The 13848-nt window shown below is 63.4% G+C and carries 12 protein-coding genes; 9 read left to right on the top strand and 3 right to left on the bottom strand.

Annotated elements, in window-relative coordinates; all coding sequences use genetic code 11:
• Positions 1-174 precede the first annotated feature (174 nt).
• From AC0L25_RS06630 to AC0L25_RS06645, 4 genes are all read left to right on the top strand, one after another.
• Entirely contained in the window at positions 175-1617 is a 1443-nt protein-coding gene (locus AC0L25_RS06630; RefSeq protein ID WP_473594743.1) for a methylmalonyl-CoA mutase subunit beta, read from the top strand.
• Complete coding sequence (scpA, locus tag AC0L25_RS06635; RefSeq protein ID WP_473594744.1) at positions 1614-3737, top strand: methylmalonyl-CoA mutase; 2124 nt, start codon at positions 1614-1616, stop codon at positions 3735-3737. Before AC0L25_RS06630 ends, scpA begins: the two co-directional genes overlap by 4 nt.
• Before the next feature lie 70 nt (positions 3738-3807).
• Positions 3808-4029, top strand: coding sequence for an AbrB/MazE/SpoVT family DNA-binding domain-containing protein (locus AC0L25_RS06640; protein WP_473594745.1), 222 nt, complete (start codon positions 3808-3810; stop codon positions 4027-4029).
• Positions 4026-4415, top strand: coding sequence for a type II toxin-antitoxin system death-on-curing family toxin (locus AC0L25_RS06645; RefSeq protein WP_473594746.1), 390 nt, complete (start codon positions 4026-4028; stop codon positions 4413-4415). The genes AC0L25_RS06640 and AC0L25_RS06645 overlap by 4 nt, the downstream gene beginning before the upstream one ends.
• Here the strand turns inward: AC0L25_RS06645 and greA are convergent.
• A complete protein-coding gene (gene greA / locus AC0L25_RS06650; protein ID WP_473594747.1) occupies positions 4412-4885 on the bottom strand; it encodes a transcription elongation factor GreA in 474 nt (157 codons plus the stop codon). The two genes, AC0L25_RS06645 and greA, sit on opposite strands and share 4 nt — an antisense overlap.
• 118 nt (positions 4886-5003) lie before the next feature.
• On the opposite strand from greA, the gene AC0L25_RS06655 reads away from it, so the two are divergent.
• Complete coding sequence (locus AC0L25_RS06655; RefSeq protein WP_473594748.1) at positions 5004-6380, top strand: TIGR03808 family TAT-translocated repetitive protein; 1377 nt, start codon at positions 5004-5006, stop codon at positions 6378-6380.
• Between the two features lie 10 nt (positions 6381-6390).
• On the opposite strand, the gene AC0L25_RS06660 is transcribed toward AC0L25_RS06655, so the two are convergent.
• Together AC0L25_RS06660 and AC0L25_RS06665 are read right to left on the bottom strand one after the other, a co-directional pair.
• On the bottom strand, positions 6391-7395 hold the full coding sequence (locus tag AC0L25_RS06660; RefSeq protein WP_473594749.1) for an asparaginase: 1005 nt from the start codon (positions 7393-7395) through the stop codon (positions 6391-6393).
• 128 nt (positions 7396-7523) lie between these two features.
• Complete coding sequence (locus AC0L25_RS06665) at positions 7524-8690, bottom strand: acetyl-CoA acetyltransferase (RefSeq protein ID WP_473594750.1); 1167 nt, start codon at positions 8688-8690, stop codon at positions 7524-7526.
• A 221-nt stretch (positions 8691-8911) separates the two neighbouring features.
• Between AC0L25_RS06665 and betI the strand changes: the two genes are divergently transcribed.
• From betI to betA, 4 genes are read left to right on the top strand one after another with little or no spacing between them, the layout of a single operon-like run.
• Positions 8912-9502: a choline-binding transcriptional repressor BetI gene (gene betI, locus AC0L25_RS06670; protein WP_473594751.1), complete on the top strand. Its 591-nt coding sequence runs from the start codon at positions 8912-8914 to the stop codon at positions 9500-9502.
• Complete coding sequence (gene betC, locus AC0L25_RS06675) at positions 9499-11028, top strand: choline-sulfatase (protein WP_473594752.1); 1530 nt, start codon at positions 9499-9501, stop codon at positions 11026-11028. The genes betI and betC overlap by 4 nt, the downstream gene beginning before the upstream one ends.
• Positions 11025-12032: a threonine/serine dehydratase gene (locus tag AC0L25_RS06680; protein WP_473594753.1), complete on the top strand. Its 1008-nt coding sequence runs from the start codon at positions 11025-11027 to the stop codon at positions 12030-12032. The genes betC and AC0L25_RS06680 overlap by 4 nt, the downstream gene beginning before the upstream one ends.
• Before the next feature lie 3 nt (positions 12033-12035).
• Positions 12036-13688 carry a choline dehydrogenase gene (gene betA / locus AC0L25_RS06685; RefSeq protein WP_473594754.1) on the top strand — a complete coding sequence of 551 codons (1653 nt, stop codon included), beginning with the start codon at positions 12036-12038 and terminating at the stop codon, positions 13686-13688.
• The last annotated feature ends 160 nt before the right edge of the window (positions 13689-13848 follow it).

Genomic DNA, 13848 nt, shown 5'->3' on the forward strand with positions numbered 1-13848 from the left:
CGCAGCGACAATGGCCATGGTCGAAAATGGGTTTTTGGAGCTTGCGGATTTTGCGCATGTTTGGCAATCGGTTGACGGTTCATCGTCGCAGGACGCGTGTCGCATTGTGATATCGGACGGGGAACCGTAGACTGACGTTCCAGGCCTATCGGCCGACAAATACGAGGAGAGCGGATGGGCGCCGGTGCCTTGAACCACGATGCCGAACTTCCGAACCCTGACCGGCAGCGGTGGCTGGCCCTTGCGGAAAAAGCCTTGGCCGGCGGATCCTTCGAGGAAAAGCTCGTATCCCATACGGACGACGGCATCCGCATCGAGCCGCTCTATGATCGTTCGGTCACCGCAGAGCCTCTCGCACGAGCAAATCCCAGATCGCCGTGGATTGTCAGCCAGCGTATCGACGATCCGGATATCGGCCGCGCCAAAGCCCAGGCCCTGGAAGACGTCGCACAGGGCGCCACCGGATTGTCGCTTGTCTTCGACGGCGCGCCGAATGCGTTCGGCTACGGCCTGCCGAGGACTGCCGAGGCGCTGGAGACAGTGCTGGACGGCGTGCCGCTCAACCGCATTCAGGTCCGCATCGACGCGCATCCCTGGAGCCGCGCCGTGGCCGACTGGCTGGTTGCGTTCTTGAGCAAGCGCCGGTCGGACCCGGCAAAGCTCAACCTTTCCTTCGGCATCGATCCGGCGGCGATCTTTGCCGGAACCGGCCGGTTGCGTATGTCGATCGAGGCCTTGCAGGCGTCCATGCCGCAGTCCCTGGCGCATTTTTTCTCGATGGGCGTGCCGGGGGTTCTTCTGGAGGCAGACGGACGCGTCTTCCACAATGCCGGCGCGACCGAAGCGCAGGAACTGGGCACCATGATGGCTTCGGCAGTCTCCTATCTCCGGATGTTCGAGGAGGCGCGCCAGCCGCTTGTCTATGCGGCACCCCATATCGGCTTTGCGCTGAGCGTCAACCAGGACCAGTTCGTGTCGATGGCCAAGGTCAGAGCCCTGCGCAGGCTGTGGGCGCGGGTCCAGGAGGCATGCTCGATCTCCGCGTCGACCGCCAACGTCCATGCCGAAACGTCGTTCCGCATGATGACTTCGGCGGACCCGGAGACGAACATCCTGCGCACCACGATCGCCACTTTTGCCGCGGCGGCCGGCGGGGCGGATTCGATCTCCATCCTCCCGCATACTATCGCGCATGGCCTGCCGGCGGGCTTTGCCCGCCGTGTTGCCCGCAATACACAACTGATCATGGCCAACGAAAGCCATATCGATCATGTCGCCGACCCTGCATGCGGTTCGGGCGTCGTTGAAGCGCTGACCGCCGAACTCTGCGAAGCGGCGTGGGAAGAATTCCAGCGGATCGAGGCGGAAGGCGGCGTGCTGTCCAGCCTGCAGCAAGGACACATTCAGAAAAGAGTTCAGGCGGCTTCCGCCAGCCGCAATGCTGCCTATCAAGCGGGCGAGCGGGCCATCATCGGCACGACGCTTCACCCGTCGAAGACCGAACGTCCGGTCGAAACGCTGGCGGCGGAGCGGCGGCCTGCCGTCACCGAGGGCGTGGCGGTGTGCGAGCCGCTGTTTCCGATCCGCCTCGATCAATCGATCGGTGCAGCGCCATGATCCCGGACTTCAGTCAAATCCGCTGGTCGGCGCCGCGCCGGGCGCCGATCGAGGTCAAGGGCCAGCGGATGACCCCGGAGGGACTGGCCATCAAGCATCTGTACAACCAGGGCGACCTCAAGGGGTTGCCGCATCTCGACACTTATCCGGGCCTGCCGCCATTCGTGCGCGGCCCCTATCCGACCATGTATGTCCAGCAGCCCTGGACGATCCGGCAATATGCCGGCTTCTCGACGGCGGAAGAGTCGAACGCGTTTTACCGGCGCAACCTTGCGGCCGGCCAGAAGGGACTGTCGGTCGCTTTCGACCTCGCTACGCATCGCGGCTACGACAGCGATCATCCGCGTGTTGCCGGTGATGTCGGCATGGCCGGCGTCGCCATCGATTCCATCCTCGACATGCGCCAGCTCTTCGACGACATCCCGCTTGGCGAAATGACGGTGTCGATGACCATGAACGGCGCGGTGCTGCCGATCATGGCGCTCTACATCGTGGCGGCGGAAGAACAGGGGGTTGCGCAGAAGGACCTCGCCGGAACCATTCAGAACGACATTCTGAAAGAGTTCATGGTGCGCAACACCTACATCTATCCGCCGAAACCTTCGATGCGGATCGTGTCCGACATCTTCTCCTACACGTCGCAGCACATGCCGAAGTTCAATTCAATTTCGATCTCCGGCTATCACATGCAGGAAGCAGGGGCGACCGCCGACCTTGAGCTCGCCTACACGATCGCCGACGGCATCGAATATGCCCGCGCAGGTGTCGCGGCGGGTCTCGATATCGACCGTTTCGCGCCGCGCCTTTCCTTCTTCTGGGCGATCGGCATGAACTTCTTCATGGAGGTCGCCAAGCTGAGGGCAGCCCGCCTTTTGTGGTCGACCCTGATGCTGAAGAACTTCTTGCCTAAGGACGAGCGCTCGCTGTCGCTGCGCACCCATTGCCAGACTTCGGGCTGGTCGCTGACGGCGCAGGATCCCTACAACAACATCATCCGCACCATGATCGAGGCGATGGCGGCGACGCAGGGTCATACGCAATCGTTGCACACCAACTCCTTCGACGAGGCGATGGCGCTGCCGACCGACCATTCGGCCCGCATCGCCCGCAACACACAGCTCATCCTGCAAAAGGAATCCGGCACCACCCGCATCATCGACCCGTGGGGAGGCTCTGCCTATCTCGAACGGCTGACGCATGATCTGGCGGCGCGCGCGCTTGCCCATATCGAAGAGATCGAGAGCCTGGGCGGCATGGCCGCCGCAACCGAAAAAAACATACCGAAGCTGCGTATCGAAGAGGCCGCAGCGCGCACGCAGGCGCGGATCGATTCCGGCGAGCAGATACTTGTCGGCGTCAACGCCCATCGTCCCGAGACGGACATCAAAGTCGACGTGCTGAAGATCGACAACGCCGAAGTCAGAGCCCGGCAATTGTCGAAACTGCAGCGGCTGAAAGGCACGCGCGATGTCGGCGCTGTCGAGAGCGCACTGGATGCCCTGAGCCGCGCTGCCGAGAGCGGCGAAAATCTGCTGGAGTTCGCCATTCGCGCTGCGCGCGCCAACGCCACGGTCGGCGAGATTTCGCTGGCGCTGGAAAAAGTCTTTGGCCGCCACGTCGCCTCGGTCCAGACGATCTCCGGCGTCTATCGCAAGGCGCTCGGCGACAATCCGGTGGTCGACCGCCTGCAGGACAAGATCGTGGCATTCGAGGAGAAGTCCGGCGGCAAGCCGCGCATTCTCGTCGCCAAGATGGGACAGGACGGTCATGATCGCGGCCAGAAGGTCATCGCCACCGCCTTTGCCGATCTCGGCTTCGACGTCACCGTCGGGCCGATGTTCCAGACGCCGGAAGAGATCGCCAGGCTCGCGGTCGAGCATGACGTGCACATCGTCGGCGCCTCGTCGCTGGCGGCGGGCCATTTGACGCTCATTCCCGAACTCAAGGACGCGCTGAAGAAGCTCGGACGCGACGATATGCTGATCGTCGCCGGCGGCGTCATCCCGCCGCAGGATTACGATGCTGTGCTGCAGGCGGGAGCCGCAGAAATCTTCCCGCCGGGCACGGTTATCCCCGAGGCCGCCGACCGGCTGATGGACCGGCTGCTGCAGGCCGGATGAGCCTGTTACAATATCTGTTGTAACGGGGGCGGATTGCGTTATAATTGGTGTTGCAACAAGGTGCAGCGCCATGAACACGACCATTCGCAAGATCGGCAATTCCGAAGGCGTTATCCTGCCGAGGGAGCTTCTCGATCGTCTGAACCTGAAGGCTGGCGACCAGCTTCAAATCGTGGAAGCAGGTGACGGCCTTGCGCTGAAGCCGGTGGACGATAGCTTCGAGCGGCAAATGAAAGCTGCCCGCGAAGTGATGGACAAATACAAGGTGGCGCTCCAGAAACTCGCCGAATGAGCTGGCAATTCCTGAGCCGGCGCGCCGTGGAAGCAATGCACGCGGAGCAGCTGCGCCGGCATGGCGGCGCGCAGGGTTTGCGAGATGAGAATGCTCTTGAATCGGCGCTCGCCCGCGCCGAGAACAAGGCGAACTATGGCGATCCATCGATCGAGGATCTGGCTGCGGCCTATATTTTCGGCATCGCCAGAAATCACGCCTTTGTCGACGGCAACAAGCGCACGGCTATCGTCGCCGCCGGCGCGTTCCTGATTGTCAACGGCTATTCGCTGACGGCCGACAACGGCACGATCTATGAGTTCGTGATGGGTGTCGCCGCCGGTGAGATCGACGAGGCTGGCGCGGCGGCATTCTTCCGCGACCATGTGGTCAAGGTCGAGCCCTAACTGGCAGTCAGCTTGACGATTTCCCATTCCTTGCCGTTCACCACGGCAATTTCGCCGACCTGCTTGCCGAACAAGGCGAGGGCCATCGGTGAAACATGGGAAATCGTGCCTTTGGCCGGATCGGCCTCATCCTCGCCGACGATCTTCCAGTGCACCTTCCTGCCGTCATCGCCTTCAAGCGTGACGCCCATCCCGAAGCGAACCAAATTGCTGCCCGGTTCCGGCACGGAAAGCTCGGCGCTTTCACGCCGCGCGGTCCAGTAGCGCAGGTCGCGCGAGATGAGCGCGATGCGCTCGCGGTCGGCCCTCTTTTCCGCTCGAGCCAGATCATCGCGCAGAGCAGCCAATTCGGCGTCGATCAGCGCCAGGCCGCGTTGCGTCACGAGATTGCGGTGAGGACTGATCGGCCGCTCGCCGATGCCGGCGATGGCGTTTTCGCTGTCCTCTTCGCGCGTGAAGGCTCTGCTCATTAGTCGAGCTTATGCCTCGCGCGGCGACTTCACAAGCGATTGCCGGCAAACCGGATCGGCCGATCCGGTCTGGCACGATTCCTGCGGCGCGGCGGCCGAACGCTGGGAATCTGTGCCGATGTTGAACAGACGAAAACTTCTCGCACAAACCGCCGGCTTTGCCGTCCTGGGCCTCTCGCTCGGCAAGGCAGCGGCGGGCAGCCTGCCCGGCATCGACAATGCCCCGATGCGCGGCTCGATCAACGCTGCCGACCTCGGCGTGCAGCCCGGAGCGCTTGACGAGCAGAGCAAGGCCTTCGCCACGCTGCTGCGCGAGGCAAACGACCGCGACATGCCGGTGTTCCTGCCGCCGGGAACCTATGTCGTATCCAACCTTTCGCTGCCCAGCCGTATCAGACTTTCCGGCGTGCCGGGCGCATCGCGGATCGTCTATGGCGGCAACGGCCATCTGCTCATGGCCGAACAGGCCGAGCATATCGAATTCACCGGACTGGTGTTCGACGGCACCAACCGCTGGATGGGCGACCACGCGCAAGGCCTGCTCGACCTCCGCCGCGTCGCTCACCTCGTCATCGACAATTGCCAGGTCACCGGCAGCGGCAAGAACGGCCTGGTGCTCGAGCACGCTTCGGGCCGCATCGTGCGCTCGGAAATATCGGGCGCGGCCGACGCCGGCATCTATTCGGTCGAAGCCGCCGGCCTGGAGATATCAGGCAACACCGTGTCCGACTGCGCCAATGGCGGCATTCTCGTGCACCGCTGGCAAGCGGCCGAGGACGGCACCATCGTCAGCGGCAACCGCGTCGAGCGCATTCAGGCGCGTAGCGGCGGAACCGGCCAGAATGGCAACGGCATCAATGCGTTCCGCGCCGGCAACGTCGTCATCTCGGGCAATATCGTTTCGGACTGTGCGTTTTCGGCGATCCGCGCCAACAGCGCCAGCAATCTGCACATCACCGGCAACACCTGTTCGCGATCCGGCGAAACGGCACTCTATTCCGAATTCTCCTTCGAGGGAGCGATCGTCGGCAACAACATTGTCGATGGCGCCGCCAACGGCATCTCTATCGTCAATTTCAACGAAGGCGGCCGTATGGGCGTGTGTTCAGGAAACATTGTCCGCAATCTCTCGACCAGCGGCCCCTACCCTGCCGATGCGCCCGGTTTCGGCATCGGGATCAACGTCGAGGCCGATACCACGGTCTCCGGCAACGTCGTCGAGAATGCGCCGCTCTACGGAATGCACATCGGCTGGGGGCCGTTCATGCGCAATGTGGTCGCCACCGCAAACATCATCCGCAAGGCCGGAACCGGCATCGCCGTCACCGTGGTCGAGGGCGCCGGCACGGCGGTCATCTCCGATAATGTCATCGACGGCGCCCAAAACGGCGCGATCGTCGGCCACCGCTGGGCCGAGCCGGTGACCGGCGATCTCGCCTCATCAGGCAATGCCGGCTATGCGCATCTGACCATCGAGCGCAATCATGTGAGCTGAATGCCCGTTCTCAGCTCAGTGCGGCAGTAGGGCGGAGTGCGCCAACCTTGGCGCCGATCCGGCTTCCGATAGGCGGATGTGCCTGTTCGATCAGTTTCGCCGCCAGCGCCTTGTCGGCGTGCAAAAGCCTGGCAATGCATGCCGCGACCATGACTTCAGCCGCGCGGCCAGCGCCATCATCGCATTTCAGCGCGATGCCAAGGCCAAGCTCGGGAAGGGCTGCGCAATAGACGCCTTCAGCCCCTCCCTTCACAAAAATCCGGCCGGGTGCGGCTTCCATCAGCGCAACATCAGCCCTGCCTGTGCCGGCAACCAGAAATGGCTCGGCCATGCAGGCGGAAAGCAGACGCTTTGCGGCCTTGGCGCGGATGGGTTCAAAGCCGATACCTGTCGCCATGCGGGCAAAGCCGAGCGCGAAGCTGCGCAGCGGCACGGCATAGGTCGGGATCGAGCAGCCGTCAGTGCCGCAATGATCGAAATCATGGGCAGCACCGGTCACCGCTTGCATCGCATCGCGCACCATCTCCTGCGAGGCATGGCCTGATTTGACATAGCCGCGATGGGCGATGCCGGCGTGGGCGCAGGTGCAGAGAAAGCCCGCATGCTTGCCAGAACAATTGTTGTGCAGTGCGGTTGGCGCCTTGCCGGCACGGGCGAGCGCAACTGTCGCCGCATGGCTGGACGGCCAATGGGCGCCGCACTCCAGCGCCGCCTCGTCCAGCCCGGCCTTCGCCAGCATCGCCCGCGCCAGTTCGACATGCGCCGGCTCGCCGGAATGCGAAGCGCAGGCAAGCGCCAGTTCGCGGTCGCCGAAACCGTACGCATCGGCCGCGCCGCTTTCGACCAGCGGCAGCGCCTGGATCGCCTTGACAGCCGAGCGCGGAAACACCGGGCGAGCCGTATCGCCGATTTCCAGAAACGGTTTACCATCGGCATCGAAGACCGCAATGGCGCCACGATGCGCGCTCTCGACCACGGTGCCGCGCAAAACTTCGACCAGAACCGGATTCGTCATGATTTCCCCGCTAACGCATGACCTCGAAAATCGGAATCGATTTTCGAAAAGGATCATGCGCAAAATCAAACGTTACAGCGTCCTTTGCGCGCCAGGAACGGCGCGCCGCGCTGTAATGCGGGCCGCTTTTATCTGATCCGATCGAGAATGGAAACGTAGTTGGCGACCGCGGCGCCGCCCATGTTGAAGATGCCGCCAAGCTTGGCTCTCGGCACCTGGATGCCGCCCGCCTCGCCGACGAGTTGCATGGCGCTCAGCACATGCATCGAGACGCCGGTGGCGCCGATCGGGTGGCCCTTGGCCTTCAGCCCGCCAGACGGATTGACAGGCAGCCGACCGTCCTTCGCCGTCTCGCCATCCAGCGCCAGTTTTGCGCCCTCACCCGGTTTCGCCAGTCCCATCGCCTCATATTCAATCAGCTCGGCGATGGTGAAGCAGTCATGCGTCTCGACAAAAGACAGATCATCGAGCGTCACGCCGGCCTTCTTCAGCGCCTGGTTCCAGGCCTGTTCGCAGCCTTCGAACGCCAGGATGTCGCGCTTCGACATCGGCAGGAAATCCTGCACATGCTCGTTGGCGCGGAAGGCGACGGCGCGGCGCATCTTCAACGCGGTCGCCGTGTCGGCAAGGACCAGGGCTGCGGCGCCGTCCGAAACCAGCGAGCAGTCGGTGCGTTTCAGAGGGCCAGCGACGAAGGGATTCTTCTCGCTCTCGTGCCGGCAGAACTCATAGCCGAAATCCTTGCGCATCTGCGCATATGGATTGTCGACGCCGTTCTTGTGGTTCTTGGCGGCGATCATCGCCAGCGCGTCCGACTGGTCGCCATAGCGCTGGAAATAGGCTTGGGAGATCTTGCCGAAAACGCCGGCAAAGCCTGCCGGCGTGTCGCCCTCCTCGGGCAGATACGAAGCCTTGAGCAAGTTTTTGCCGATTTCTGGACCTGATGTCGTCGTCATCTGCTCGGCTCCGACCACCAGCACGATGCGGGCGGCATTGGCGTCGATGGCGCGGATGCCTTGCCTGACCGCTGCCGAGCCGGTGGCGCAGGCGTTCTCGATGCGCGTCGCCGGCTTGAAACGCAGCCGGTCGTCTGTCTGCAAGACCAGGCTTGCGGTGAAATCCTGTGCGGAAAAGCCGGCATTGAAGTGGCCGAGCACGATCTCGTCGACCTCGTCCGGACCGATGCCGGCATGATCGAGCGCCTCGCTAGCCACCTTGGTGATCAGGCCCTCCAGCGTCTCGCCTTCGAGCTTGCCGAAGCGCGAATGCGCCCAGCCGACGATGCATGCTGTCATGGCTATCTCCATCCTGCGGGCCTGGGCCACGCGATGTCGCGGCGCGCCCCACCATTGTTCAAGCATGAACCGTTCCGACGACTTCGTGAAGGGGCCAGAACCACACAATCGCTTGATCTTGATATCTGGTCATAGCGCCTGAGTTCTGCCACCAGATTACGCAGGATTTTTGTTGATTGATCCGTCAATAAAAAATAACCTGCTACAAGACCGGAGCAAAGATGCCGAAAGTCGGAATGGAGCCGTTGCGCCGCAGAGCGCTGATCGTCGCGACGATCTCGGCGGTCGGCGAGCGCGGTTCGCTCGACGTGACGATGTCGGAAATCGCCGGGCGCGCCGGCGTGTCCTCGGCGCTCGCCCATCACTATTTCGGCGCCAAGGACGAACTTTTGCTGGCGACGATGCGGCACATCCTGGCCGAGCTGACCGCCGACATGCGGCGCGCGCTTCGATCGGCCAGCACTGCACGCCAGCGCGTTTCGGCCGTGGTCGCCGTCAATTTCTCCGACGCCCAGTTCCAGCCGGAAACGATCGCCGCCTGGCTCGCCTTCTATGTCGAGGCGCAGAAATCGGCAGCGCTGCGCCGGCTGCTCAAAGTCTATGCGCGGCGCCTGCATTCCAATCTGTTGAGCGGGCTGGCCGGCATCCTGCCGAGAAGCGAGGCCGACCGCGTCGCTGAGGCGACAGCTGCGCTGATCGACGGCCTCTACATCAGGCGCGCGCTGAAGGACGGCGTGCCCAATGCCGCGACCGCGATCGCACTGATCGAGGATTATCTCGAAACGAAACTCAGCCGGCGGAGCGCGCAGTGACGTCCAAGCAACCCAATTTCCTGGTCGTCATGGTCGATCAGCTCAACGGCACATTGTTTCCCGATGGGCCGGCTGACTTCCTGCGCGCGCCGCATCTGAAGGCGCTGGCCGCTCGTTCGGCGCGCTTCAAAAACAACTATACTGCCTCGCCGCTCTGCGCACCGGGCCGGGCCGCGTTTATGAGCGGCCAGTTGCCGTCACGCACCGAGGTCTATGACAATGCTGCCGAATTCGCCTCGTCAATCCCGACCTACGCGCATCATCTGCGCGCCGCCGGCTACCATACTTGCCTCTCCGGCAAGATGCATTTCGTCGGGCCCGACCAGTTGCACGGTTTCGAAGAGCGGCTGACCACCGACATCTATCCGGCCGATTTCGGCTGGACGCCGGACTATCGCAAGCCCGGTGAGCGGATCGACTGGTGGTATCATAATCTCGGCTCGGTGGCCGGTGCCGGTGTCGCCGAGATCACCAACCAGATGGAGTATGACGACGAGGTCGCTTTTTACGCGGTGCAGAAGCTCTATGATTTCGCCCGCGTCTCCGATGACGCTTCGCGCCGGCCGTGGTGCCTGACGGTTTCCTTCACCCATCCGCACGACCCCTATGTTGCCCGGCGACGCTATTGGGATCTCTACGAGGACTGCCCGGCGCTTGAGCCGGAAGTGGGCTTCGTCCCCTATGACGAACAGGATCCGCATTCGCAGCGGCTCTACCGGGCCAGCGACTATGACAGTTTCGACATCACGGGCGAGCAGATCCGCCGCGCGCGGCGCGGCTATTTCGCCAATATCTCCTATCTCGACGACAAGGTCGGTGAATTGCTGTCGGTGCTCGAGCGCACGCGAATGCTCGATGACACGATCATCCTGTTCTGCTCGGATCACGGCGACATGCTCGGCGAGCGCGGCCTGTGGTTCAAGATGTGCTTCTTCGAGGGCTCAGCGCGGGTGCCGCTGATGATTGCCGGAAAAGACGTCCCAGCCACCCTGATCGACGCGCCGGTCTCCAATCTCGACGTGACGCCGACGCTATGCGACCTCGCCGGCATTGATATGAGCGCGATCGCGCCATGGACCGACGGGCAGTCGCTGCTGCCGCTCCTCGACGGCAAGACGCGCACCGCGCCGGTGCTGATGGAATATGCGGCCGAAGGCTCCAATGCGCCGATGGTGGCGATCCGCGAGGGTCGCTTCAAATTCATCCATTGCGAGATCGATCCGCCGCAACTGTTTGATCTTGAATCGGATCCGCGGGAATTGACCAATCTCGCCACCGACCCGGGGCATGCCCCTTTGCTGGCTGCTTTCACCGACAAGGTCCGGGCGCGCTGGGACATGGCCGCCTTCGATGCCGCCGTGCGCGCCAGCCAGGCGCGCCGCTGGGTGGTCTATCCGGCGCTGCGCAACGGCACCCATTACCCCTGGGAATTCCAGCCGCTGCAGAAAGCATCGGAACGCTACATGCGCAACCACATGAACCTTGACCTGCTCGAAGAGCAGAAGCGCTTTCCGCGGGGCGAATGATGACAACCCTTGTCCCCTCCCTCGATCACCTCAAACAGGCCTATGACGTCACCGCCAAGGCGACGCAGATCACGCCGCTGCTGGAGTCAGCGGCCTTGGCCAGAGAGACCGGCGCCGCGCGCGTCTTCATCAAGCCGGAGTCGCTGCAATGGGCGGGTTCCTTCAAGGTGCGCGGCGCCTATTGGCGGCTGAAGCGGCTTTCGCCCGATGAAGCCAGGAAGGGCGTCGTCGCCTATTCCTCCGGCAATTTTGCGCAAGGGCTGGCTGCCGCCGGCCAGGCGCTGGGCGTTCCGGTGACCATCGTCATGCCGATCGACGCGCCAGCCGCCAAGCGCGACGCAACGACCGGCTATGGCGCGCGCGTGGTGCTGACCGACCATGGCGAACGCGCGCGTGAGGAGGTTGCCGCCGCCACGGCGCGCGAGATCGCCGAGACCGAGGGGCTGGCGTTGCTGCATCCGTTCGACGATCCGGAGATCGTCGCTGGCCAGGCTGGTGTGGGGCTGGAGGCACTCGAGCAACTCGATGCCAGGGGTGCCAGCGCCGATCTTCTGTTCTGTTCGGTCGGCGGCGGGGGGCTGATCGGCGGCGTTTCGCTGGCTTTCCACTATCTGTCGCCGCCGACCGAGATCATCGGCGTCGAGCCGGAAGGTTTCAACGGCATGGGCGCGTCGCTGGCGCATGGCGCCATCGAAACCATGCCGAACGGGCCGAAATCGATCTGCGACGGGCTGATGGCGCGAAAGCCCGGCGACGCGCCATTCGCAGCGGTCAGGACCGCGGGCGTTCGCGGCATCACCGTCGACGATCAATCGGTGCGCTGTGCGATGCGGATCGCCTTCGAGCGGATGAAGCTGGTGCTGGAACCTTCGGGCGCTGCATCGCTGGCGGCGCTGCTCGACGGCAAGGTGGATGTGAGCGGCAAGACGGTGCTCGTGGTGGCAACCGGCGGCAATGTCTCGCTCGCCGATTTCATGTCGCATATGAACGATGGGCGCATATGAACCATGCTTGAGGCGGATTTCGTCATCATCGGCGCCGGCTCGGCCGGCTCGGCCATGGCCTACCGGCTGTCAGAAGACGGCAAATATTCGGTGATCGTCATCGAATTTGGCGGTAGCGATATCGGGCCGCTGATCCAGATGCCGTCGGCGCTGTCGATCCCGCTCAATATGAACCTTTACGACTGGGGTTTTGCCAGCGAGCCGGAGCCGCATCTCGGCGGCCGCGTGCTGGCGACGCCGCGCGGCAAGGTCATCGGCGGCTCGTCCTCGATCAACGGGATGGTCTATGTGCGCGGTCACGCCCGCGATTTCGACCATTGGGCCGAACAGGGCGCGGCTGGCTGGGGGTTTGCCGACGTGCTCCCCTATTTCAAGCGCATGGAGGACAGCAATGGCGGCGAAAACGGCTGGCGCGGCCACGGCGGCCCGCTGACCGTACAGCGTGGCTCAAGGACGAACCCACTCTACGGCGCCTTCGTCGAGGCAGGCCGTCAGGCCGGATTCGAGCTGACCGACGACTACAACGGCGCGAAGCAGGAAGGCTTTGGGCCGATGGAACAGACCATTCGCGGCGGCCGCCGCTGGTCGGCGGCGAGCGCTTATCTGAGGCCGGCGCTGAGGCGGAAAAATGTTAGCCTGGTCAAGGGTTTCGCCCGGCGGGTGATCATCGAGAATCAACGCGCCACCGGTGTCGAGATCGAAGCGCGTAAACGGATCCAGAAGGTCAAGGCGCGACGTGAAGTGATCGTTGCCGCCTCCTCGATCAATTCGCCCAAGATCCTGATGCTGTCCGGCATCGGACCGGCCGAACATCTCAGGGAATACGGCATTCAGGTGATCGCCGACCGGCCCGGCGTTGGCCGCAACCTGCAGGACCATATGGAGCTCTATATCCAGCAGGAATCGACGCAGCCGATCACGCTGAATTCGGTTCTGAACCCCTTCTCCAAGGCGATGATCGGCGCGCAATGGCTGTTCTTCAAGTCGGGTCTCGGCGCAACCAACCATTTCGAGGCGGCCGCCTTCGTGCGCTCGCGCGCCGGCGTCGACTATCCCGACATCCAGTATCATTTCATCCCGGCGGCGGTGCGCTATGACGGCAAGGCGGCGGCGAAGGCGCACGGTTTCCAGGCGCATGTCGGGCCGATGCGATCGAAGTCGCGCGGTTCTGTCACGCTGCGCTCGCCCGATCCCAAATCGAAGCCGGTGATCCGCTTCAACTACATGTCGCATCCGGACGACTGGACCGAGTTCCGCCACTGCATCCGGCTGACGCGCGAGATCTTCGGCCAGCCGGCATTCGACCCTTATCGCGGCAAGGAGATCTCGCCGGGCTCGCACGTGCAGTCGGACGACGATCTCGATGCCTTCATCCGCGATCACGCCGAAAGCGCCTATCACCCTTGCGGCACCTGCAAGATGGGCCGCAAGGATGATCCGATGAGCGTCGTCGATCCGGAATGTCGTGTCATCGGCGTCGAGGGGCTGCGGGTCGCCGATTCCTCGATCTTTCCGCGCGTCACCAACGGCAATCTCAACGCACCGTCGATCATGACCGGCGAGAAGGCCGCCGACCACATTCTTGGCCGCACGCCGCTGGCGCCGTCCAACCAGGAACCATGGATCAATCCGCGCTGGCAGGTGTCGGATCGATAGAGCGACGTGCGTCCGTTCGGACGCACAAGCGCTCTATCGCTTTTTTAGTCCTCGCATCGTGCTTTCCGAAAATCGATTCCGATTTTCGGGCCGATGCGATAAGCCATGATCCGGTGGTGTCTGCTCGCCGGTCCCGGCGAAAGACAATTTGGAGAAGCTC

Source organism: Mesorhizobium sp. WSM4813 (genome assembly GCF_055811555.1).

Excerpts from the sequence above, each read along its gene's own strand:
- AC0L25_RS06655 (WP_473594748.1), top strand. The coding sequence starts at position 5,004 with ATGTTGAACAGACGAAAACTTCTCGCACAAACCGCCGGCTTTGCCGTC.
- AC0L25_RS06630 (WP_473594743.1), top strand. The coding sequence starts at position 175 with ATGGGCGCCGGTGCCTTGAACCACGATGCCGAACTTCCGAACCCTGAC.
- AC0L25_RS06645 (WP_473594746.1), top strand. The coding sequence starts at position 4,026 with ATGAGCTGGCAATTCCTGAGCCGGCGCGCCGTGGAAGCAATGCACGCG.
- betA (WP_473594754.1), top strand. The coding sequence starts at position 12,036 with ATGCTTGAGGCGGATTTCGTCATCATCGGCGCCGGCTCGGCCGGCTCG.
- AC0L25_RS06680 (WP_473594753.1), top strand. The coding sequence starts at position 11,025 with ATGATGACAACCCTTGTCCCCTCCCTCGATCACCTCAAACAGGCCTAT.
- AC0L25_RS06665 (WP_473594750.1), bottom strand. The coding sequence starts at position 8,690 with ATGACAGCATGCATCGTCGGCTGGGCGCATTCGCGCTTCGGCAAGCTC.
- AC0L25_RS06640 (WP_473594745.1), top strand. The coding sequence starts at position 3,808 with ATGAACACGACCATTCGCAAGATCGGCAATTCCGAAGGCGTTATCCTG.
- AC0L25_RS06660 (WP_473594749.1), bottom strand. The coding sequence starts at position 7,395 with ATGACGAATCCGGTTCTGGTCGAAGTTTTGCGCGGCACCGTGGTCGAG.
- betI (WP_473594751.1), top strand. The coding sequence starts at position 8,912 with ATGCCGAAAGTCGGAATGGAGCCGTTGCGCCGCAGAGCGCTGATCGTC.
- greA (WP_473594747.1), bottom strand. The coding sequence starts at position 4,885 with ATGAGCAGAGCCTTCACGCGCGAAGAGGACAGCGAAAACGCCATCGCC.
- scpA (WP_473594744.1), top strand. The coding sequence starts at position 1,614 with ATGATCCCGGACTTCAGTCAAATCCGCTGGTCGGCGCCGCGCCGGGCG.